Origin of the sequence: Streptomyces sp. NBC_00353 (genome assembly GCF_036108815.1) — a bacterium.
GTDB lineage: Bacteria > Actinomycetota > Actinomycetes > Streptomycetales > Streptomycetaceae > Streptomyces.
Window position 1 is genome coordinate 7,356,735 of record NZ_CP107985.1, and the last position, 22,359, is coordinate 7,379,093.

The following is a 22,359-nucleotide window of genomic DNA, read 5'->3' on the forward strand; positions in this document are numbered from 1 at the left end:
CCACATGACTCACGAGAACCGCGGGGCGTACGAGAACCTCCACGCCCGCCCCACCGCCGTCCCGCTCGAACCCATCGCCCGACTGCGCGCCCTGCGCTCCGTCGAGCTGCACACCCCCGCCTTCACCGAGTCCACCGACTTCTACACCGAGGTGTGGGGCCTGGAACCCGTCGAGCAGGACCGCGACGCCGCCTGGCTGCGCGGCACCGGTGAAGAACACCACGTCCTCGCCCTCACCCGCGGCGAACGCAACGGCCTCGGCCGCATCACCTTCGCCGTGGCCACCCCCGCCGAGATCGACGAGGCCGCCCGCCGCCTCCTCGCCAGGGGCATCGTCCCCGTCGCCGGTCCCGGCCCCCTCGACCAGGTCGGCGGCGGATACGGACTCCGCTTCACCGACCCCGAGGGCCGGCTCATCGAACTCAGCGCCCAGACGCACGCCGTCACCCCGCGCGGCCGGGACGCCGCCGTCCCCGTCGGCGTCACCCACACCGTCCTCAACACCACCGACATCGACGCCGCCGTCGCCTTCTACACCTCGGTCCTCGGGCTGCGCGTCTCCGACTGGTCCGAGCACCAGATGGCCTTCCTGCGCTGCAACGCCGACCACCACTGCATCGCCTTCAACCAGGCCGCATGGGCGTCGCTGAACCACGTCGCGTACGAGATGACATCGGTGGACCACTTCATGCGCGGCCTCGGCCGGCTCCGCCACCACGGCATCAACCCCCAGTGGGGTCCCGGCCGGCACGGACCCGGCAACAACACCTTCTCGTACTTCACCGACCCCGCCGGACTCGTCTGCGAATACACCTCCGAGGTCGCCCAGATCGTCGAGGACGCCTGGATCGCCAAGGTCTGGCGGCGCACCCCCGACCTCTCCGACCTGTGGGGGACCGCAGGCCCGCCGTCCCAGAAGATCCGCTGCCACATGGCGGGCGAACCCGACCCCGGGCCCCTGGCCCCCGCCACCGACGAGGTGTCCGCATGACCGCCACCACCACCCGCCCCACTCCCGTCGCACGCCCCACGCGACCCGCGCGACGCATCGGACTCGTCGGCTGGGGCGCCATCGGCCGCGTCGTCGGCACCGCCCTCGCCGAGGGCCACATCCCCGGCGCCGAACTGACCTGCATCGTCGACAACCGGCCCCTCGTCGACGCCCCCGCACCCCAACTGTCCTTCGAGGACGCCCTCGCCGTCTGCGACCTCATCGTCGAAGCCGCAGGCCAGGGCGTCGTACGGGAGTGGGCCGAGCGGGTCCTCGACAGCGGCGCCGACCTGCTGATCGCCTCCACCGGAGCACTCGTCGACCCCGAACTCGTCGACCGGCTGCGCGCAGCCGGCCCCGGACGCGTCTACTTCACCGGCGGCGCCGTCGGCGGACTCGACCTCCTGCAGGCCGTCACGGGGCTGGGCGCCCTCACCTCCGTACGCCTGACCACCACCAAACTGCCCGCCACCCTCCACCAGCCGTGGATGGACGCCGAGCTCACCGAACGGCTGCGGACCACCACCGAACCGGTGGAAGTGATGCGCGGCACCGCCCGTGACGTCCCGGTGAAGTTCCCCAAGTCCACCAACGTCGCCGCATCCGTGGCCCTCGCGACCGGCGACCCCGACCTCGTCGAGGTCGTCGTCGTCGCCGACCCGGCCGCCACCCTCACCCGGCACGTCATCGAGGCGGACGGCCCGCACGGCACCTACCGCTTCGAGGTCGCCCACCGGCCCGACGCCACGAACCCCGCCACCAGCCAGGTCGTGCCGCACTCCGTGCTGCGCAGTCTCGCAGCCGTCGTCGGCCGGGCAGGACAGATCCTGTGACCGCCACCCTCACCACCGAGGCCGTCCACACCCAGGAGGCCGGCAACCCCGACGCACCGCTGCTGCTCTGCCTGCACGGCATCGGCTCCTCCTCCGGCGCCTTCGCCCCGCAACTCGCCGGACTTTCCGACCAGGTACGGGTCGTCGCGTGGGACGCCCCCGGGTACGCGGCCTCCGCCGACCCCGGCCGGGCCCCCGGCCTCGACGGCTACGCCGACACCGCGGCCGCGCTGATCCGTGACCGCGGCGGCCGCGCCCATGTCCTCGGCGTCTCCTGGGGCGGCGTCATCGCCCTGCGCCTTGCCGCCCGCCACCCCGACCTCGTCGAGTCCCTGATCGTCGCCGACTCCAGCCGCGGCTCCGGCACCAACCCGGACAAGGCAGCCGCCATGCGCGCCCGCGCGGCACAGCTCGCCGCCGAAGGCCCGGACGCCTTCGCCGCCGCCCGCGGCCCACGCCTCGTTTCCGCCGACGCCCCGGCCGAACTCGTCGAACGCGTCGTGGCGACCATGGCCGCCTCCATCCGCACCCCCGGATACGGCTACGCCGCCGACGCGATGGCCGAGACCGACCTCACCGACGACCTGCCCACCATCACCGCACCGGCACTCGTCCTCTGCGGCGAACAGGACACCGTCACCGGAACCGAGGAGTCCCAAGCCATCGCGGGCGGCCTCACCAAGTCCGTGTACGTGACCCTCTCCGGCGCCGGACACCTCTCCAACCAGGAACGGCCCGAGGCCTTCAACGCCTGGGTCCGCGCCCACCTCCACGTCGTCGCCCGCACCCCCGCGTGACGACGGCCCGCCCCCACCCGCACCAACGAACCGAGGAGCAACCCGTGCCCATCGACAACACCCCCTACGAGACCGACGGCGACCTCGCGAAGTACACCGACTCGCTCATCGCCACCAAGGACTCCCGCGAGCCCGACTGGAACACCCTCTCCTTCCAGGCGAAGGCCGGCGACCAGTACAAGCGCGCCCAGATCCGCTACGTCGGCTCCGGCGCCACCGGCAACCACGAGAACGACAACCGCATCATCCCGTCCGGTGGCTTCACCTTCTCCAACATGCTGCTGCCGCCCGGCGCCGAAGGCCCCGAGCACACCCACCACGACGTCGAGGAAGCCTTCTTCGTCCTCGAGGGCCAGGTCAGGGTCGGCATCCACCGCGGCGCCGACGAGGTCGAGTACCGCACCCTCGGCTACCGCGACATGATCGTCGTGCCCGCCGGAGTGGCCCGCTCGCTGAAGAACGAGGGCGACACCGACGCCCTGTTCTGCGTCATCATCGGTACCCGGAAGCCGCAGGTCCCGACGTACCCCGAGCACTCCCCGATGCACGGCATCACCCGCGACTGATGGCCGCCGACGACACCCCCCGTACCGCGGACAGCTCCCGTACGGTCGTCGTCACCGGCGCCGGCCGCGGCCTGGGACTGGCCGCGGCCCGCCGGATCGGCCGCGACGGCTACCGCGTCGTCATCGCCGAACTCGACGAACGGACCGGCAAGCAGGCCGCCGACGACCTGCGCGCCGACGGCATCACCGCGGACTTCCACCCGCTCGACGTCGCCGACCCGGACTCCGTCGACGCCCTCGCCACCACCCTCGCCGGCGACGGCACCAGGCTCCACGGCCTGGTCAACAACGCCGGTCTGGCCAACGCGGTCGGCGGAAAACCGTTCCACGAGATCGACGTGCAGGCGTGGGACCGCATCATGACGGTCAACGCCCGCGGCCCCTGGCTCGTCGCCCGCGCCCTCCTCCCGCTCATGACGGCGGGCGGCGGCGGCCGGATCGTCAACCTCGCCTCGGACGCCGCGCTGTACGGGTCGCCCCGCCTCGCCCACTACATCGCCTCCAAGGGCGCCGTCATCTCCCTGACCCGGGCCATGGCCCGCGAGACCGGGGACCTCGGCATCACCGTCAACGCGGTCGCCCCCGGACTGACCGAGGGGGAGTCCTCCGTCGACATCCCCGCCGAACGGCACGAGCTGTACCGGCTGAACCGGGCGATCTCCCGGCCCCAGCAACCGGCGGACCTGGTCGGCCTGATCGCCTTCCTCGTCGGCGACGAGTCCGGCTACATCACCGGCCAGACCTTCGCCGTCAACGGTGGCTTCACCATGCACTGACCCCACGGGCACACCGCCGCACCGGACCACTCCCACAGGGCCCCGGTGCGGCGACCGCCCCAGGACACCCCCCTCACACCAAGGAGTACGAGATGGACCTCGGCCTCGCCGACCGCAGCATCCTCGTCACCGGCGGCAGCTCCGGCGTCGGCCTCGCCACGGTCCGCATGCTGCTCGCCGAAGGCGCCCGCGTCGCCACCTGCGGCCGCCGCGCCGACGCCCTCACCGCCGCCCTCGACGGACTCGCCGGACCGGACAGGCTCCACCACGCCCCCTGCGACGTAAGGGACGAAGCGGCAGTCAAAGCGTTCACCGAAGAAGCCGCCGACCGCTTCGGAGGCATCGACGGACTCGTCAACAACGCCGGCGCCTCCCGGATGAAACCCTTCACCGAGACCACCGCGGACGACTGGCGCGACGAACTCGAACTCAAATTCTTCGGCGTCCTCAACCCCCTCCACGCCGCCCTGCCCCACCTGCGCAAGTCCGGCAACGCCTCCGTCGTCAACATCAACGCCGTACTCGCCAAGCAGCCCGAGACCCGGCTCATGACCACCAGCGCCGCCCGCGCCGGCATCCTCAACCTCTCGACCTCCCTGTCGAAGGAACTCGCCCCCGACGGCATCCGCGTCAACTCCGTCTGCCTCGGCCTCGTCGACACCGGACAGTGGGAACGCCGCTACGCAGCATCCGGCAGCCCCCTCGACTACGCCGCCTGGCAGGCCGAACTCGCCGCCGACCGAGGCATCGCACTCGGCCGCCTCGGCAACGCCGAAGAAGTCGCGTACGCCATCACCACCCTCCTCTCACCCCGGGCCTCGTACATCACCGGCACCACCGTCGACGTCTGCGGCGGCGTCAACCGATCCATCGCATAACACCCGCCCCCCACCCCCGTTCACGTACCTCAGGAGCGCAACGACATGACCCAACCCAACGGCGGCGACCTGCTCGTCGAGACGCTGCGCGGACTCGGCGTCGACACGGTGTTCGGCATCGTCAGCGTGCACAACCTGCCGCTCGTCGAAGCCGTGGACCGCGACCTGCGCTTCGTCCCCGTGCGCCACGAAGCCGCCGCAGTCAACGCGGCCGACGGCTACGCCCGCGCCACCGGACGCCTCGGCTGCGCCCTCACCAGCACCGGCACCGGAGCGGGCAACGCAGCCGGCTCCCTCATCGAGTCCCTCAGCTCAGGCACCCCCGTCCTCCACATCACCGGCCAGATCGACAGCGAATACCTCGGCTCCGGACGCGGCTTCATCCACGAGACCAAGGACCAGCTCGGCATGCTCCGCGCGGTCTCCACCCACGCCGTCACCGTGACCGACGCCGCCGACGCGGGCGACATCCTCCGCGACGCCGCCGCCCGCGCCCTCACCGCCCCGCACGGCCCCGTCAGCGTCGAATGGCCCATCGACCTGCAGTTCGCCCCCCAGCAGCTGACCGGCACACCCGTACCCGCCGGCTCACCCCCGGCCCTGCCCGACCCGGCCCTCCTAGACGAGGCCGCGGCCCTCCTCGCCGCCGCACACCGCCCCCTCGTCTGGGCCGGCGGCGGAGCCAACAGCGCCCGCCCCGAACTCGCCGCACTCCTCGACGCGCTGAACGCCGGACTCGTCACCTCCAACTCCGGCCGCGGCTCCGTCCCCGAGTCCGACGAACGCGTCCTCGGCAACTACGCCACCGCCCCCGCCGGACGCGCCCTCCTCGCCGAAGCCGACGTGCTGCTCTCCATCGGCACCCACTTCCGCTCCAACGAGACCGCCGACTACAGCCTCGAACTGCCCTCGGTACACATCCAGCTGGACCTCGACCCGGCCGCCCCCGGCCGCGTCTACCCCGCCACCTGCGCCCTGCACGGCGACGCGGCCGCCGTCCTCACAGCCCTCCTGGAACGCATCAGCAGCAGCGGTACGGAGACGGACTGGCCGGCCCGCGTACGCAAGGCCCGTAACGACGCCCGCAACGCACAGCGCCACGCGATCGGCCCGCAGGCCGCAGTCAACGACGCGATCCGCGACGCCTGCCCGCCCGCATCCGTCATCGCCCGAGACGTCACCATCCCCTCCTCCACCTGGGGAAACCGGCTGCTGGAAATCACCGACCCGGCGACCAACGTCTTCCCCCGCGGCGGAGGCATCGGACAAGGCCTCGCCATGGGCATCGGCGCCGCACTCGGCCGCCCCGACACCCCCACCGTCGTCATCGCAGGCGACGGCGGCCTCGCCGTCCACCTCGGCGAACTCCTCACCCTCGCCCAGGAGAGGCCCCGCCTCACCCTCCTCGTCTTCAACGACGGAGGCTACGGCGTCCTGCGCAACATGCAGGACACCCACTTCCCGCGCCGCTCCGGCGTCGACCTCACCACCCCCGACTTCGCCGCGCTCGCCGCCGCCGTCGGACTCCCGTACGCCCGGATCGCCACCGAAGCCGACGCCGGCCCCGTCATCAAGGAAGCCACCGCCTCCGACGGCCCCACTCTCGTCGAGATCGACCTCGCCGCACTCGGCCCGATGAACACGCCGTTCACCCCGCCCGTCAAGCTCCCCTCGACCGCCACCGGACAAGGAGGCAACCCGCGATGACCACCACCGGACAAGAACCCCAGCTCGACCTGCTCGTCCACCGCATGACCTGGGAAGCCGACGGCGTCCTCGGCATCGAACTCACCCACCCGGACGGCATCCCCCTCCCCGCGTGGACCCCCGGCGCCCACATCGACGTACACACCGGCGGCCACATCCGCCAGTACTCCCTGTGCTCCGACCCCGCCGACCCCACCCACTGGCGCATCGGCATCCTCAAGGAGCCCGCATCCCGCGGCGGCTCCGCCCACATCCACACCCAGCTGCGGCCCGGCCAGACCCTCCGCGTCCAAGGCCCCCGCAACCACTTCGAACTCGACGCCGACGACACCGCCGGCAGCTTCCTCTTCATCGCAGGCGGCATCGGCATCACCCCGATCCTCGCCATGGCCCGCGAAGCGACCCGCCGCGCCATCCCATGGCGCCTCGTCCACGGCGGCCGCACCCGCACCTCCATGGCCTTCGGTGCCGAACTCACCGCACTCGCCGAACTCCCCGGCGGATCAGTCGAGTTCGTCCCCCAGGACGAGCAGGGCCACATCGACCTCGACACCCTCCTCGGCGACCTCCCCGCAGACACCCAGGTCTACTGCTGCGGACCGGAACCCCTCCTCGCCGCCGTCGAGGAACGCTGCCCCACCGCCCGCACGGAACGCTTCGCCGCCCCGACGGCAGCCCCCCGCGACGGAGAGGACACCGGCTTCGACGTCGTCTGCTCCCGCACCGGAACCACCGTCCAGGTCGGCCCCGACACCTCGGTCCTGGACGCACTGGAAGGCGCCGGAATCTCCGTACCCTCCTCCTGCCGCGACGGCATCTGCGGCACCTGCGAGACCAAAGTCCTCGAAGGCACCCCCGACCACCGGGACTTCCTGCTCTCCGAAAGCGAGAGGGCCGCCGGCGCCTCGATGATGCTCTGCGTCTCCCGCGCCTGCACCCCGCGCCTCGTCCTCGACCTCTGAACCGCCCCCGAAGGGAGCCGACATGACCACCCCGCAGTACCTCAACCCCCACCAGGCACGCACCGCCGACCCCACCCCGTACGAGAAGAAACTCGCCGCCGTGATCGAGGACGTCTTCGGCAGCGGCGCCCACGACCTGCCAGGCCTCGTCGCCGGACTCAACGCCCGCGACCTGCCCGCCCCCGACGGCAACCCGTGGACCGAGGACACCTTCCGCACCGAGATGCGACGACTGGGAGCGTGAAACGACCATGACCACCGACACCGCAACACACACGGGCGAGACCACCCGGCCCTCCGAAGTCGCCCGCCCCGGCAACCGCACCGCCGACCGTCTCTTCGGCACCGGCATACGCAACCAGTGGTACGCCGTCTGCCCCTCCGACTTCGTCGCCGCCGGCGGCATGAAGCGCCTCACCCTCCTCGGCGAGGAATGGCTCCTCTTCCGCCGCGCCGACGGCACCCTCCACATGCTGGAGGACCGCTGCCCCCATCGCGGCGCCCGCCTCTCGCTCGGCAAACACCTCGGCGACCGGATCGCCTGCTGGTACCACGGCGTCCAGGTCGACGGCACCGGCACCGTCGCCGCCGTACCCGGCCTGCCCGGCTGCAACCTCGAAGGCAAACAGCTCGTCGCCGCACCCCATCTCGTCGAGGCCGGCGGCGCGATCCTGGCCTACTTCGGCGACAACGAACACCCCGAACCGGCCCCCCTCGTCCTGCCGGAACAGCTCACCGACCCCGACGTCTCGGCCTTCCTCTGCTACGCGGAGTGGAACGTCAACTGGCGCTACGCCGTCGAGAACCTCCTCGACCCCATGCACGGATCGTTCCTGCACCGCGACTCGCACAGCATGTCCGAAGGGCAGACCACCGCCCGCTTCCGGATCCGCGAGACCGAACGCGGCTTCTTCTTCGAGAAGACCGACCAGAGCGGCGTGAACTTCGACTGGGTCGAACTCTGCCGCACCGGCATCGACTGGGTCGACCTGACCATCCCGTACCCGCCCACCGCCGGCCCCGGCGGCCCGTTCGGCATCGTCGGCATGGCCACCCCCATCGACGAGGACCGCTGCGCCGTCTTCTTCTGGCGCTACCGTCGCGTCACGGACTGGCAGCGCGACACCTGGCGCTTCCTCTACAGGACCGTGCTGGAGGACCGCCACTGGGACGTCCTCGAACAGGACCGGATCATGCTCGAAGAGCTCCGCAGCGACGCCGACCAGGCGGAGAACCTGTACCAGCACGACCTGGGTGTCGTCCGCGTCCGCCGCATGTACCGCACGGAAGCAGAGGCCCAGGCCCGGGCGAACACCACCGGCTGAGCCGCCTCGAACACAAAGATGTCCTCGATCGCCGGACGAGCTCGATCAACGAGCCCGTCCGGCGATCGAGGTTCACGCACGGGCCGGGCAATTCCCAACCTGTCCGGCAAATCGGTCTCGTTACGCGATCGAGGACAAAGTGGCCACGTGCGGTCCCCGCCCTACCCCTCCTCGCCCCCCCCCTCCTCCGCCGCCAGCACAGACCGCTCCAACTTCTCCAACAACCGCGCCAACTGCCGGCACTCTGCAGGAGTGAGCCCCGCCAGCATCCGCCGCTCGTTCTCCAAATGCTCCGAGAACAGCTCGTCGATCGTCGACAGACCCTCGTCCGTCAACCGCGAATGCACCACCCGACGGTCCTGCGGATCCCGCTCCCGCAGAATCAGCCCGTCCTTCTCCAGCCGGTCGATCCGCAACGTCACACCGGCCGAACTGATCAGCCCGGAGTCCGCCAGCTCACCTGCCGTACGACGGAACGGCGCACCCGCCCTGCGCAACGCGGTCAGCACATCGAACCCCGCCATCGACAGGCCCTTGCGCTCCACCGGCCGCGAAATCGCCGCGCTGTACCGCAGGAACGCCCGATGCAGCCGGCCGAACACCTCCAGCGGAGCCGTATCCAGATCCGGCCGCTCCCGCCGCCAGTCCTCGACGATCGACGCCACCGCATCCTGCCGCGTCGCGGAAGCCGTCTTCTTCGCCATCCCGGGCACCCTCCGTGCAGGAACACAATGGGTAAGAATCTTAGCCCTCAAAGGCCACCCGCGGCCGCGCAGCCACCCACCTGCACCGCACCCCGCCCACCGCGCACTCAGCCCTGCGAGAACCCCACTGCGCACCCCCCACGCCATGCGACAGCATGGATCCATGTCCGTACTGACGCGCAACGAAGCGCAGACCCGAGCCCAGTTCCTCGACGTACACCGGTACACGATCGACCTCGATCTGACCACGGGTGAGGACACCTTCGACTCCCGCACCGTCATCCAGTTCACCGCCCTCGCGGCCGGAGACACCTTCGTCGAACTCAAGCCCGCCACCCTGCGCTCCATCAGCCTCGACGGACACCCCCTCGACCCCGCCGACCTCACCGAGAACCGGTACCCGCTCACCGCACTCGCCGCCGGCCCGCACGAACTGCGCATCGACGCCGCCATGCGCTACTCCCGCACCGGTGAAGGCATGCACCGCTTCACCGACCCCACCGACGGCGAAACGTACCTCTACACCCAGCTCTTCATGGAAGACGTCCAACGGGTCTTCGCCGCATTCGACCAGCCCGACCTCAAATCCGTCTTCGCCCTCACCGTCACCGCCCCCGAAAGCTGGACCGTCCTCGGCAACGGCATCGCCGAACACACCGGCAACGGCCGGTGGACCATCGCCCCCACACCACTGATCTCCACCTACCTCGTCGCCGTCGCCGCAGGCCCCTGGCACTCCGTCACCACCGAGCACGCCGGACTGCCCTTCGGCATCCACTGCCGCCGCTCCCTCGCCCCCCACCTCGACGCCGACGCTGACGAAATCCTCGACATCACCCGCGCCTGCTTCGACCGATACCACGAGAAATTCGACGAGCCCTACCCCTTCGACTCCTACGACCAGGCCTTCGTCCCCGAATTCAACGCCGGCGCCATGGAGAACCCCGGGCTCGTCACCTTCCGCGACGAATTCATCTACCGCTCAGCCGTCACCGACACCGAACGCCAGACCCGCGCCATGGTCATCGCCCACGAAATGGCCCACATGTGGTTCGGCGACCTCGTCACCCTCGCCTGGTGGGACGACATCTGGCTCAACGAGTCCTTCGCCGAATACATGGGCTACCAGACCCTCACCGAAGCCACCCGCTTCACCGACACCTGGGTCGACTTCGGCGTAGCCCGCAAGGGCTGGGGATACGACGCCGACCAACGCCCCTCCACCCACCCCGTCGCCCCCGACCCCGCCGCCGTCCCCGACACCGCATCCGCCATGCTCAACTTCGACGGCATCTCCTACGCCAAGGGCGCATCCGCCCTGCGCCAACTCGTCGCCTGGCTCGGCGAAAAAGACTTCCTCACCGGCATCAACACCCACTTCGCCCGACACAAATTCGCCAACGCCACCCTCGCCGACTTCATCGACAACCTCGCCTCCGCCACCGACCGCAACGTCCACGCCTGGGCCGAAGAATGGCTCCGCACCACCGGCGTCGACACCCTCACCCCCCACGTCGACGAATCCGACGGCGCCTGGTCCATCACCATCGACCAGCACGGCCACCGCCCCCACCGCATCGCCGTCGGCGCCTACGACCACGCCCTCGACACCCAGCCGGGACCCGACCGCCTCACCCTGCGCGACCGCTTCGAACTGGACGTCCCCCACAACAACACCGCCAAGATCCACACCGGGCGCCGCCCCGCCCTCATCGTCCCCAACGACAACGACCTCACCTACGCCAAGGTCCGCCTCGACCCCGAATCCTGGAACACCGCACTCCACACCCTCTCCGGCATCCCCGACGCCCTCACCCGAGCCGTCATCTGGAACACCGCCCGCGACATGGTCCGCGACGGCGAACTCCACCCCGCCACCTACCTCCGCACAGCCCGCACCCACCTCCCGCACGAAACCGACCTGGCCCTCGTCCAAGGCGTCCTCACCTTCGCCGACACCCAGATCACCCGCCGCTACACCACCCCCGACAACCGACCCGCCGCCCACGCCACCCTCACCGACCTCTGCCGCGACCTCATCCGCCGCACCGAGGACGGCACCAACCCCGGCCTCCGCCTCACCGCCGTACGCCACCTCATCGACGCCGCCACCCAACCCGACACCATCCAGGACTGGCTCACCAACGACAGCGTCCCCGGCGGCCCCGAACTCGACCCCGAACTCCGCTGGCGCATCCTCACCCGACTCGCCGTCCTCGGCGCCACCGACGAAACCACCATCGCCACCGAACTCGAACACGACCCCAGCGCCACCGGCCAGGAAGGCGCCGCCCGCTGCCGCGCCGCCCTCCCCACCCCCGAAGCCAAAGCCACCGCCTGGCACAGCCTGTTCAACGACGACACCCTCTCCAACTACCTCTTCAGCGCCACCGCCCAAGGCTTCTGGCAACCCGAACAGGCCGACCTCGTCCACACCTACGTCCCGCGCTACTACCCCGAAGCCACCGCACTCGCCGCCCGCCGCGGCCCCGCCATCGCCGAAGCCGCGGGCCGCTACGCCTTCCCCCACTACGCCATCGACACCGACAACCTCCACCACGGCGAACAAGCCCTGAACGACCCCACCCTCATCCCCGCCCTCCACCGCAAACTCACCGACCAGATCGACGACCTGCGCCGAGCCATCGCCGTACGCAACGCCCACTGACCCACCACACCGCGACACCCACACACCGCAACACCCGTGCCCGGCGCCACCCCCACCACAAGGGGAGACGCCGGGCACACCCATACCACCGGCACCCCCCGACAACCCCCCACCCCCCACCGCCCGTCCCCCTTTCGGGTTCAGATCAACGGGCTCACCGGCCGCGCCACCAGAAACCCGGACAAGCTGGCATGTCCACCCATGCGCGCACCCGAAGGGCCCCACCACCCATGCCCACCCCACCCCTCGCCGGATCCACCACCGGACCCGACGCCCTCCGCCCCCTCCTCGACACCGTCCTCACCGCACTCCACGACGGAGCCCACCAACGAAACGGCCCCATCCCCGCCGGCGGACCCCCAGCCACCACCCCCCGCATACGCGCCGCCACCCACCCCGTCATCCCCGACCACGGCACCGGCCCCCACCACGCCCTACGCACCCTCATCACCGCACTCGCCCAAGGCTCCGCAGACCCCGCACACCCCCACTGCGCAGCCCACCTCCACACCCCACCCCTCGCCCTCGCCACCGCAGCCGACCTCGCCGCCTCAGCCCTCAACCCCTCCATGGACTCCTGGGACCAAGCACCCGCCGCCTCAACCCTCGAAGCCGACACCACCACCGCACTCGCCCACGAGATCTACCCCCACCACCCCCACCCCGACGCCCTCATCACCACCGGCGGCACCGAAGCCAACCAACTCGCCCTCCTCCTCGCCCGCGAACGCCACGGCCCCGTACAGACCATCTGCGCCACCAACGCCCACCACAGCATCAACCGCGCCACCTGGCTCCTCGGCCTCCCCGAACCCCTCACCATCCCCGCCCCCACCGGCGTCATGGACCTCACCGCACTCGAAGAAACCCTCACCCGACACCACCACCAACACCTCCTCGTCACCGCCACCGCAGGCACCACCGACACCGGCCGGATCGACCCCCTGAACGACATCGCCGACCTCTGCACCACCCACGGCGCCGAACTCCACATCGACGCCGCCTACGGCGGCCCCCTCCTCTTCAGCCCCACCCACCGCACCAAACTCCACGGCCTCCACCGCGCCCACAGCGTCACCCTCGACCTCCACAAACTCGGCTGGCAACCCGCCCCCGCAGGCATCCTCGCCGTCCCCGACCACCACCACCTCCAAGCCCTCCACCACCAAGCCGCCTACCTCAACGCCGACGACGACACCGAAGCCGGCCTCCCCGACCTCCTCGGCCGCTCCCTGCGCACCACCCGCCGACCCGACGCCCTCAAAATCGCCGTCACCCTCCAAGCCCTCGGCCGCACCGGACTCGCCGACCTCATCGACCGCACCATCAACACCGCCCACCACCTCGCCGACCTCATCACCCACACCCCCACCCTCGACCTCTACGAACGCCCCACCATCACCACCGTCCTCTTCCGCCCCACCAACACCGACGACCACACCGTCGCCACCATCCGCCGCACCCTCCTCACCAACGGCCAAGCCGTCCTCGGCCGCGCCCACACCCACAACGGCCTCTGGCTCAAAGCCACCCTCCTCAACCCCCACACCACCCCCAACGACCTGCAAACCCTCCTCGACCACGTCACCCACCTCACCCACGACCTCAAGAAAGGCAACACACCCCGATGACCGACCGACCCAGCCCCAACCCCGACCAGCCACACGACCTCGTCGGCATCGGCATCGGCCCCTTCAACCTCTCCCTCGCCGCCCTCGCCCACGGCATCCCCGGCAACCCCCACCCCCTCGCCGCGACCTTTTACGAACAACGCCCCGCCTTCCACTGGCACCCCGGCCTCCTCATCGACGGCGCCAGCCTCCAAGTCCCCTTCCTCGCCGACCTCGTCACCCTCGCCGACCCCGCAAGCCCCTGGACCTTCCTCAACTACCTACGCAGCCGCGACCGCCTCTTCCCCTTCTACTTCGCCGAGCGCTTCCACATCCAACGAGCCGAATACGACGCCTACTGCCGCTGGGTCACCGACCAACTCCCAGGACTCCACTTCAGCCACCAGGTCGACGCCGTCCGCTGGAACCCCGAACGCCAACTCTTCGAAGTCGACTTCACCCAACTCGACACCCACGGCGAAGCCGAAGCCCTCGGCCGCGCCTACACCCGCCACATCGCCCTCGGCATCGGCACCGAACCCTTCATCCCCGACCCCCTCAAACCCCTCGCCGACGCCGAAACCGTCCCCGTCATCCACTCCGCCGACTACCTCCACCACCGCCGACAACTCCTCGAAGCCGAACACATCACCGTCATCGGCTCCGGCCAGTCAGGCGCCGAAATCTTCCTCGACCTCCTCCGCGCACGCCCCGCCGGACACGAAAAACTCCACTGGCTCGCCCGCACCCACGCCTTCGCCCCCATGGAGTACTCCAAACTCGGCCTCGAACACTTCACCCCCGACTACAGCCGCTACTTCCACGCACTCCCCGAACACGTACGCGACGAACTCGTCCCCCACCAATGGCAACTCCACAAAGGCATCGACGCCGACACCATCGCCGCCATCCACGACGAGCTCTACCGACGCACCCTCCACGGCGGCTGGCCCGACACCACCCTCACCCCCGGCGTCCACGTACGCACCGCCGGCCGTCTCGCCAACAATCGCGTCGAACTCCACCTCGAACACACCCAACAAGGCACCCGCACCCGCCTCACCACCGACGCAGTCGTCCTCGCCACCGGCTACCGCGAACGCCCCCTCGACCGCATCCTCACCGGCCTCGCCCCCCACATCCGCCGCGACACCGGCGGACGCCCCCGCATCGACGACCACTTCCGCCTCGAACTCGACCCCACCGTCACCGGCAACGTCTACGTACAGAACGCCGAACGCCACACCCACGGAGTCGGCGCCCCCGACCTCGGACTCGCCGCCTGGCGCAGCGCCACCATCCTCAACAACCTCACCGACACCAACGCCTACCCCCTCCCACAACGCACCGCCTTCACCACCTTCGGCCTCACCCCCCAGAACACCCCCAAAATCCCCCACCAGCACCCCGGCCTCATCCCCCTCGTACAGGGCAACTGACCCACCGCACAAAACAGAAGCGGCCGCCTCCCGGAAAGGAGACGGCCGCTCAACCAAGGAACCGCTAGAACACCGGCTTACCATCCCGCGTCAGCCGCCAGTCCACCGAAGCGAACTGCGAACCGTCCACCGAACCCTTCGCCTGCACCCACGCAATGATCGTGTTGCGGATCTCCTCCGAATTCGCCCACAACTGCTTCGCACCCGGCACATGCGGGAAGTTACCGCCACCGCTCGCCCGATAGTTGTTCACCGCCAGCACGAACTGAGCCGCCGGATCGATCGCCTTGCCCTCGAACGACAGATTCACAATCCGCGAACCATTCGGCTTCGCAATGTCGATGTCATACGTCAGACCCGACACCGCGTCATAGTTGTAGTCCGGCGTGTTGTCCGCATTCGTCAACTTCGCCGTATCCACCGGAACATCGGCCGCCGTCTGCACGTAATACCGCGCCGAGAACTCCAGGTAGTCCTTGATCTGCGCACCCGTCAACAACCGGGCCTCAAGCGTGTTCTCGAACGGATACAACCCCGCCGCATCCTTGATCGTCACATCACCGGCAGGAATCTGCGCCGTACGCGAGAAACACGACGCCTGCGACAGCACCGGAAGCGACGCATACGCACCACCAGCCAGCGCAGCCTTCACCGTCTCCGCCTGAACCACATTGATCAGATCAATGATCGGCTCGTCCTTCCACGCCGCCTCCGCCGTCGTCATCGCCACCGTCGACGAACCGATGACCTGATTGACGTACGCCACGACCTTCTTGTGCTCGTCGGCCAGCAGACCCGTGATCTTCGGGTCCTCCGCCACCGTGTTCGAGTTCAACACCTGCGAACCCGCACGCTCCACCACCCAGTGGCCCTTCTCCCACACCAGATCGAAGTCGAACAGCGTCAACCGCTGCCCCCACTTCAACGGCTCGGAGAGCACCACCTTCTTGCCCGTCTCCTTGTTCTCCACGAAGTACTCGGGGATCTCCAGATGCGCATGACCGACCAGAATCGCATCGATGCCCGGCACCTGCTCCGCCACCAGAGCCGCCGCGTTCTCCACATACGGAACCTGATCACCGTACGACGACGTCCCACTGGTCCCCGAATGCGCCGACACGATCACGACATCCGCACCCATGGACCGAAGCCGCGGCACAAACTTCGCCGCCTGCTCCTCCAACCCCGGGAACACCATCTTGCCGCTGACATTCGCCTTGTCCCAGATCGCGATCCCCGGATTCGTCAGACCCAGAATCGCCACCTTCACATCCGGACCGTGCGGCGTACGCATCCGCTTGATCACATACGGAGCGAACGCAGGCCGCAACGTCTTCGCATCCAGCGCATTCGCACCCAGCAGCGGGAAATCACACTGCTCCTCGAACTTCCGCAGCACCGGAATGCCGTAGTTGAACTCATGGTTGCCCAGCGCCGCCGCGTCATACCCGATCGTGTTCATCGCCTGCGCCATCGGATGCACCGGACCACGCTTCGCCGTGATCGGATCGATCTTCGCGTAGTAGTACGACAGCTGCGTGCCCTGGATCGTGTCACCCGCATCGATCATCAGGGTGTTGTGCCGGCCCTTCTCCGCACGGACCTGGTCCACCAGCGTCGAGATCTTCGCCAGACCCACATCGTTGTGCGCCTTGTCGTCGAACTCCTTGTCCGTGAAGTAGTCCCAGTTGAAGACATTCCCGTGCAGATCGGTCGTACCCATCACCGTGAACGAATACCGCTTCGGCGGACGCCCATGACCACGACCGTGAGCCTCGGCAGGCACAGCCACACCCCCAGCCATCGCCACACCGGCCCCGGCCGCAGCCGATGTGCCCAGGAACGTCCTACGGTTCAGCGGCATCTCGTCTCCCACAGATCAGATCTCGCAGTACACAACGCGCGTAGATAATGACCCACCAGCCGCACCCGGCAACACCCCTCGCAGGTTTCTATCTGATGACCACACGAGTCACACCCCGATGCGACCGTGGACCCCTGCCCCCCACACCAGCCCCCTACGGCACCCCCGAAACACCCCCGCCCCCGACCCCGAACCCCAACGACACACCGCCCACGCCCAGGTGAACGCCCACTTCACCAAGACGCCCCCCAAAACTCCGAACAGAATGCTCATCAGAGCGCCACCGTGCACAATTCAACACTTGTCAATAACCCTTCACCCAAAGGTTGTTGAGTCGACACGCAGACCCAAATCGCTACCCGTAGGTAAGGTCTAGGCTCAAACCATGCGCCGAGCAAAAATCGTCTGCACCCTGGGCCCCGCCACCGACACATACGACCAGATCAAGGCACTCGTCGAAGCCGGAATGGACATCGCCCGCTTCAACCTCAGCCACGGCTCCTACGCCGAACACGAACAGCGCTACCGCCACGTACGCAAAGCCTCCGACGAAACCGGACGCAGCGTCGGCATCCTCGCCGACCTTCAAGGCCCGAAGATCCGCCTCGGCCGCTTCCGCGAAGGCCCCGTACTCCTTGAACGCGGCGACACCTTCACCATCACCGTCGAACCCACCGAAGGCGACCGCAACACCTGCGGCACCACCTACGAAGGCCTCCACACCGACGTCACCACCGGCGAACGCATCCTCGTCGACGACGGCCGCGTCACCCTCGAAGTCACCCACGTCGACGGCCCCCGCGTCCACACCACCGTCATCGAAGGAGGCATGGTCTCCGACAACAAAGGCCTCAACCTCCCCGGCGTCGCCGTCTCCGTCCCCGCACTCTCCGACAAAGACATCGAAGACCTCCGCTGGGCCCTGCGCACCGGCGCCGACATCATCGCCCTCTCCTTCGTACGCAGCGGACAAGACATCGACGACGTCCACCGCATCATGGACGAAGAAGGCCGCCGCCTCCCCGTCATCGCCAAAGTCGAAAAACCCCAGGCCGTAGAGAACATCGACGACATCGTCGCCGCATTCGACGGCATCATGGTCGCCCGCGGCGACCTCGGCGTCGAAATGCCCCTCGAACAAGTCCCGATCGTCCAGAAGCGCGCCATCAAACTCGCCAAGCGCAACGCCAAACCGGTCATCGTCGCCACCCAGATGCTCGACTCGATGATCGACAACTCCCGGCCCACCCGCGCCGAAGCCTCCGACGTCGCCAACGCCGTCATCGACGGCACCGACGCGGTGATGCTCTCCGGCGAGACCAGCGTCGGCAAATACCCCATCGAAACGGTCCGCACGATGTCCCGCATCGTCGAAGCAGCCGAGGAAGACATCCTCGCCAAGGGCCTGCCCCCGCTCACCGACCGCAACAAGCCCCGCACCCAAGGCGGCGCGGTGGCCCGCGCAGCCGCCGAGATGGGCGACTTCCTCGGCGCGAAGTTCCTGGTCGCCTTCACCCAGAGCGGCGACACCGTCAAGCGACTCTCGCGCTACCGCTCACCCATCCCACTGCTGGCCTTCACCCCCGACCCGGCCACCCGCTCCCAACTGAACCTCACGTGGGGCGTCGAGACCTTCCTCGGCCCGCACGTCGACTCCACGGACGCGATGGTCGCCCAGGTCGACGAGGAACTCCTGCGGATCGGCCGCTGCGAGAAGGGCGACGTCGTGGTCATCACGGCCGGCTCTCCGCCCGGCGTCGCGGGATCGACGAACCTGGTACGCGTGCACCACATCGGCGAGGACGACAGCCCCAAGTAGATCGGTCGTCAGTGCTTCGGCCCGACGTGAGCGTCCATGAGCTCGACGGACGCCCGTCGGGCGACGGAGATGTTGTATTTCTTGCCCGCGCGCGTGCAGTGCTTCCACTCGACGCCCAGCTTGTCGAGGGTGTCGGTGTAGAGCTGCCTGATGTCGTCCGAGACGTTGGTGAACCAGTACCTCGGGTACTCGTAACGCTTCCGTTCACCACCGACGATGCGGGTGGTCCAGTTCATGTTGCGACACCCGTCGGAATGGATCAGGCCCCGGACGAAGTCCCACGGGTGCGCGTCGATGATTTCTTGCTGCCAGGGTTCGAGGGCGATGAGTCGTTCGTGCTTCTTGCCCGGGCCGTGCTGTGGGAAGACACATGTCCAGTGCCTCGTGAAGGACTTGACCTCGACGCAGCCGCTGCGTTGCCGTCGTCCCGTCCGCGGTGCAGGCATCACCCGCCGCATGGCCGCCTCGGCTTCGGTGATCAGCCCTGGCCAGGCGTCGCCGCAGAAGATCGACAAATGATGCTGCTTGGGCTTCGAGATGATGTGCCCATCACCGAGGTAGAGCCCCAGGAGGTACGCGTACGCGATGCGGTCGAAGTCTCGGCCGGTACATATCGGGCAGTCGGTGGGTTGCGTGTACTTGACCCCACGTTGCTTGCGATCCTCGTGCAGCCGCCAGCCGACGGTTCCGCGGGGAACATTGAGATGTTCAGCAACCGCCCGATTGGTTACGCCACGTCTCAAGAGTGCGAGCGCTTCGTCACGTATCGAAGGATTGTGCTGTGCCATGAGACGGATCTTCGTCCGAGACTCGTGACCAGGCACTCGGATCGGCGATGCGCTCACCATCAAGGGTGAAGATCGCCAATCACTGATCCACCTTGGAATCGAAGGAGAAGTGCCCCGAGTCGGATTCGAACCGACGCTGTATGGGTTTTGAATCCATGGCCTCTACCGCTGGGCTACCGGGGCCCCTTCGAAACGAAGGATCGCGAAGACCCTCCGTGCCTCAAACATACCGTAACTAGGTAGGCTCTTGGCAGCAGTACCCCTGTCTTGAACGAGGAGCCCCGTGACCACGCCCGAGTCGCCCCAGCCCGTCGCCGACGACGACAAGTCGCACGTCCCGCCGCTGACGACCCGCGTCGTCATCGCCGAGGACGAGGCTCTCATCCGCCTCGACCTCAAAGAGATGCTCGAAGAAGAGGGCTACGCGGTCGTCGGCGAGGCCGGAGACGGCGCGAAGGCGGTCGAGCTCGCCCGGGAGCACCGGCCCGACCTCGTCATCCTCGATGTGAAGATGCCGATCCTCGACGGCATCTCCGCCGCCGAGCGCATCGCCGAGGAGTCCATCGCGCCGGTCCTGATGCTCACCGCGTTCTCGCAGCGCGACCTCGTGGAGCGGGCGCGGGATGCCGGGGCGATGGCGTACCTCGTGAAGCCGTTCAGCAAGAGCGACGTGGTGCCGGCCATCGAGATGGCCGTGTCGCGGTTCGCGGAGCTGAAGGCGTTGGAGACCGAGGTCGCGGATCTTTCGCAGCGGCTGGAGACGCGGAAGCTGGTGGATCGGGCGAAGAGCATTCTGCAGACGGATTACGGGCTGTCGGAGCCGGCTGCGTTCCGTTGGATTCAGAAGACGTCGATGGATCGTCGTCTGTCGATGCAGCAGCTTGCCGAGGCGTTGATCGAGGATGCCGAGGAGAAGCGGCGGGCGTCGAAGGACGGCGAGTAGTCGGTTAGGTACGTACGGAAGAGGCCCGCACCCCGGATCGATCGGGGTGCGGGCCTCTTCCGTGTGAAGGGGTGGGTCAGTCCTCGCCGAGGTACGCCTTGCGGACGGACTCGTCGTGGAGGAGGTCCGCGCCGGTGCCGGAGAGGACGATGTTGCCGACCTCCATGACGTGGCCCTGGTCCGCGAGGGAGAGTGCGGCCTGGGCGTTCTGCTCGACGAGCAGGATCGTGGTGCCCGCCGCCTTGAGTTCGACGATGGTCTCCATGATCTTCTGCATCATGATCGGCGAGAGACCCATGGAGGGTTCGTCGAGCATGAGCAGTTTGGGCTGGGACATGAGTGCGCGTCCCATGGCGAGCATCTGCTGCTCGCCGCCGGAGAGGGTGCCTGCGGCCTGCTTCCTGCGCTCCCCGAGGATGGGGAAGAGGTCGTAGGCGCGCTGAATGTCCTTTTCGATGCCTGCCTTGTCGGAGCGCAGGAATGCTCCGAGTTTGAGGTTTTCGGCGATCGTCAGCCGGGGGAAGATGTGGCGTCCCTCGGGGGAGTGGGCGAGGCCCAGGGAGACGATCTTGTGGGCGGGGATGTTGGTGAGTGGTTTGCCCTCGAAGCGGATCTGGCCGCCGATGGGCTTGAGGAGGCCGGAGAGGGTGCGCAGGGTGGTGGTTTTGCCCGCGCCGTTGGTGCCGATGAGGGTGACGACCTGGCCGGCTTCGACGGTGAAGGAGATGCCTTTGACGGCTTCGATCTTGCCGTAGGCGACCTTGAGGTCTTCGACCTCGAGCAGTGCGGTCACTGGGCGTTTCCTTCCGTGCTGGTGTTGCTCTGTGCTCCGGAGGCTTCGGCGGCCTCGACTTCGGCGACTTCTTCGGCGCCGGGGGCGCCTTCGAAGGGGGTGCCGAGGTAGGCGGCGATGACGCGGTCGTCGCCCTGGACGACTTCCGAGGTTCCCTCGACGAGCTTTTCGCCTTGGACGAGGCAGGCGACGCGGTCGCACAGGTTGAAGATGAAGCGCATGTCGTGCTCGATGACGAGGACGGCGATGCCTTGGTCCCGGATGGCGAAGATGAGTTCTTCGGTGACGCGGGTTTCTTGGGGGTTCATGCCGGCGGTGGGCTCGTCGAGGAGGAGGAGTCCGGGGTCGCTGGCGAGGGCGCGGGCGATTTCCAGCTTGCGCTGGTCTCCGTAGGGGAGGTTGCGCGCGAGGTGGTCGGCCTTGTCCTGGAGGCCGATGAACTCGAGGAGTTCCATGGCGCGGGCGTGGGATGCGGCTTCGGCTTTTTTGAAGCCGGGGCCGCGCAGGAGGGCCGACCAGAGGCCTTCCTTGGTGCGGGTGTGGCGGCCGACGAGGACGTTTTCCAGGACGGTCATGTTGGCGAAGAGCCGGATGTTCTGGAAGGTGCGTGCGACGCCGGCTTTGGTGACCAGGTGTGGTTTGGGCGGGAGTACGGAGCCCTTGTAGCTGACGGTGCCTTCGGTGGGGACGTACAGCCCGGTGAGGCAGTTGAAGAAGGTGGTCTTGCCGGCGCCGTTGGGGCCGATGAGGCCGACGATTTCGCCTGCGTTGACGGTGAGGTCGACGTTGCGTACGGCGGTGAGTCCGCCGAATCGCATGGTGACTCCGGTGGCCTCAAGGACGGGGGTGCCGGTCTTGGGGGTGCCTTCGGTGATGGTGTCGGTGGTCATTTCGGC

The 22,359-nt window shown here is 68.5% G+C and carries 20 protein-coding genes and 1 tRNA gene; 15 read left to right on the top strand and 6 right to left on the bottom strand.

All coding sequences use genetic code 11. From position 1 onward, the window contains the following. Positions 1-4: 4 nt before the first annotated feature. The 10 genes from OHA88_RS33155 to OHA88_RS33200 all read left to right on the top strand — a co-directional run bounded on the left by OHA88_RS33155 (position 5) and on the right by OHA88_RS33200 (position 8,835). Positions 5-991, top strand: a complete 987-nt coding sequence (locus OHA88_RS33155) for a VOC family protein (protein ID WP_267005696.1) — start codon at positions 5-7, stop codon at positions 989-991. Then, the gene (locus OHA88_RS33160; RefSeq protein ID WP_328628203.1) at positions 988-1,824 is read left to right on the top strand and encodes an aspartate dehydrogenase domain-containing protein; all 837 of its coding nucleotides are present in this window, start codon (positions 988-990) and stop codon (positions 1,822-1,824) included. Before OHA88_RS33155 ends, OHA88_RS33160 begins: the two co-directional genes overlap by 4 nt. Beyond that, on the top strand, positions 1,821-2,621 hold the full coding sequence (locus OHA88_RS33165) for an alpha/beta fold hydrolase (protein ID WP_328628204.1): 801 nt from the start codon (positions 1,821-1,823) through the stop codon (positions 2,619-2,621). Before OHA88_RS33160 ends, OHA88_RS33165 begins: the two co-directional genes overlap by 4 nt. A gap of 44 nt (positions 2,622-2,665) precedes the next feature. Continuing rightward, on the top strand, positions 2,666-3,187 hold the full coding sequence (locus OHA88_RS33170) for a cupin domain-containing protein (RefSeq protein ID WP_382572805.1): 522 nt from the start codon (positions 2,666-2,668) through the stop codon (positions 3,185-3,187). Further along, a complete protein-coding gene (locus OHA88_RS33175) occupies positions 3,187-3,963 on the top strand; it encodes an SDR family NAD(P)-dependent oxidoreductase (protein ID WP_328628205.1) in 777 nt (258 codons plus the stop codon). The genes OHA88_RS33170 and OHA88_RS33175 overlap by 1 nt, the downstream gene beginning before the upstream one ends. A gap of 92 nt (positions 3,964-4,055) precedes the next feature. Beyond that, positions 4,056-4,841 carry an SDR family oxidoreductase gene (locus OHA88_RS33180; protein WP_328628206.1) on the top strand — a complete coding sequence of 262 codons (786 nt, stop codon included), beginning with the start codon at positions 4,056-4,058 and terminating at the stop codon, positions 4,839-4,841. Positions 4,842-4,886: 45 nt separating this feature from the next. Beyond that, positions 4,887-6,548, top strand: a complete 1,662-nt coding sequence (locus OHA88_RS33185) for a thiamine pyrophosphate-binding protein (RefSeq protein ID WP_328628207.1) — start codon at positions 4,887-4,889, stop codon at positions 6,546-6,548. Continuing rightward, positions 6,545-7,510: a PDR/VanB family oxidoreductase gene (locus OHA88_RS33190; protein WP_328628208.1), complete on the top strand. Its 966-nt coding sequence runs from the start codon at positions 6,545-6,547 to the stop codon at positions 7,508-7,510. Before OHA88_RS33185 ends, OHA88_RS33190 begins: the two co-directional genes overlap by 4 nt. Before the next feature lie 22 nt (positions 7,511-7,532). Further along, positions 7,533-7,754, top strand: a complete 222-nt coding sequence (locus OHA88_RS33195; RefSeq protein WP_030972714.1) for a recombinase-like helix-turn-helix domain-containing protein — start codon at positions 7,533-7,535, stop codon at positions 7,752-7,754. Positions 7,755-7,761: 7 nt separating this feature from the next. Then, positions 7,762-8,835, top strand: coding sequence for an aromatic ring-hydroxylating dioxygenase subunit alpha (locus OHA88_RS33200; RefSeq protein ID WP_328628209.1), 1,074 nt, complete (start codon positions 7,762-7,764; stop codon positions 8,833-8,835). A 161-nt stretch (positions 8,836-8,996) separates the two neighbouring features. On the opposite strand, the gene OHA88_RS33205 is transcribed toward OHA88_RS33200, so the two are convergent. After that, positions 8,997-9,539, bottom strand: coding sequence for a MarR family winged helix-turn-helix transcriptional regulator (locus OHA88_RS33205; RefSeq protein ID WP_328628210.1), 543 nt, complete (start codon positions 9,537-9,539; stop codon positions 8,997-8,999). A gap of 163 nt (positions 9,540-9,702) precedes the next feature. Here OHA88_RS33205 and pepN point away from each other — a divergent pair, with 163 nt between their 5' ends. From pepN to OHA88_RS33220, 3 genes are all read left to right on the top strand, one after another. Beyond that, entirely contained in the window at positions 9,703-12,207 is a 2,505-nt protein-coding gene (pepN, locus tag OHA88_RS33210) for an aminopeptidase N (RefSeq protein ID WP_328628211.1), read from the top strand. A 230-nt stretch (positions 12,208-12,437) separates the two neighbouring features. After that, positions 12,438-13,838 (top strand): pyridoxal phosphate-dependent decarboxylase family protein, encoded by a 1,401-nt coding sequence (locus OHA88_RS33215; protein WP_328628212.1) that lies wholly within the window; start codon positions 12,438-12,440, stop codon positions 13,836-13,838. Next, positions 13,835-15,256 carry a lysine N(6)-hydroxylase/L-ornithine N(5)-oxygenase family protein gene (locus OHA88_RS33220; protein ID WP_328628213.1) on the top strand — a complete coding sequence of 474 codons (1,422 nt, stop codon included), beginning with the start codon at positions 13,835-13,837 and terminating at the stop codon, positions 15,254-15,256. Before OHA88_RS33215 ends, OHA88_RS33220 begins: the two co-directional genes overlap by 4 nt. Before the next feature lie 64 nt (positions 15,257-15,320). On the opposite strand, the gene OHA88_RS33225 is transcribed toward OHA88_RS33220, so the two are convergent. After that, on the bottom strand, positions 15,321-17,120 hold the full coding sequence (locus OHA88_RS33225; RefSeq protein ID WP_328628214.1) for a bifunctional metallophosphatase/5'-nucleotidase: 1,800 nt from the start codon (positions 17,118-17,120) through the stop codon (positions 15,321-15,323). A 385-nt stretch (positions 17,121-17,505) separates the two neighbouring features. Here OHA88_RS33225 and pyk point away from each other — a divergent pair, with 385 nt between their 5' ends. Next, entirely contained in the window at positions 17,506-18,939 is a 1,434-nt protein-coding gene (gene pyk, locus OHA88_RS33230) for a pyruvate kinase (protein WP_327124383.1), read from the top strand. A gap of 8 nt (positions 18,940-18,947) precedes the next feature. Here the strand turns inward: pyk and OHA88_RS33235 are convergent, their stop codons facing one another. Beyond that, positions 18,948-19,727: a helix-turn-helix domain-containing protein gene (locus OHA88_RS33235; RefSeq protein WP_328628215.1), complete on the bottom strand. Its 780-nt coding sequence runs from the start codon at positions 19,725-19,727 to the stop codon at positions 18,948-18,950. Positions 19,728-19,837: 110 nt separating this feature from the next. Beyond that, positions 19,838-19,910: transfer RNA gene (locus OHA88_RS33240), tRNA-Leu, on the bottom strand. Positions 19,911-20,010: 100 nt separating this feature from the next. Between OHA88_RS33240 and OHA88_RS33245 the strand changes: the two genes are divergently transcribed. Then, positions 20,011-20,670, top strand: a complete 660-nt coding sequence (locus OHA88_RS33245) for an ANTAR domain-containing response regulator (protein WP_328628216.1) — start codon at positions 20,011-20,013, stop codon at positions 20,668-20,670. Positions 20,671-20,746: 76 nt separating this feature from the next. Here the strand turns inward: OHA88_RS33245 and OHA88_RS33250 are convergent, their stop codons facing one another. Together OHA88_RS33250 and OHA88_RS33255 are read right to left on the bottom strand one after the other, a co-directional pair. After that, positions 20,747-21,463 (bottom strand): ABC transporter ATP-binding protein, encoded by a 717-nt coding sequence (locus OHA88_RS33250; RefSeq protein WP_267005712.1) that lies wholly within the window; start codon positions 21,461-21,463, stop codon positions 20,747-20,749. Continuing rightward, positions 21,460-22,353, bottom strand: coding sequence for an ABC transporter ATP-binding protein (locus OHA88_RS33255; RefSeq protein ID WP_267008132.1), 894 nt, complete (start codon positions 22,351-22,353; stop codon positions 21,460-21,462). The genes OHA88_RS33250 and OHA88_RS33255 overlap by 4 nt, the downstream gene beginning before the upstream one ends. Between the last annotated feature and the right edge of the window lie 6 nt (positions 22,354-22,359).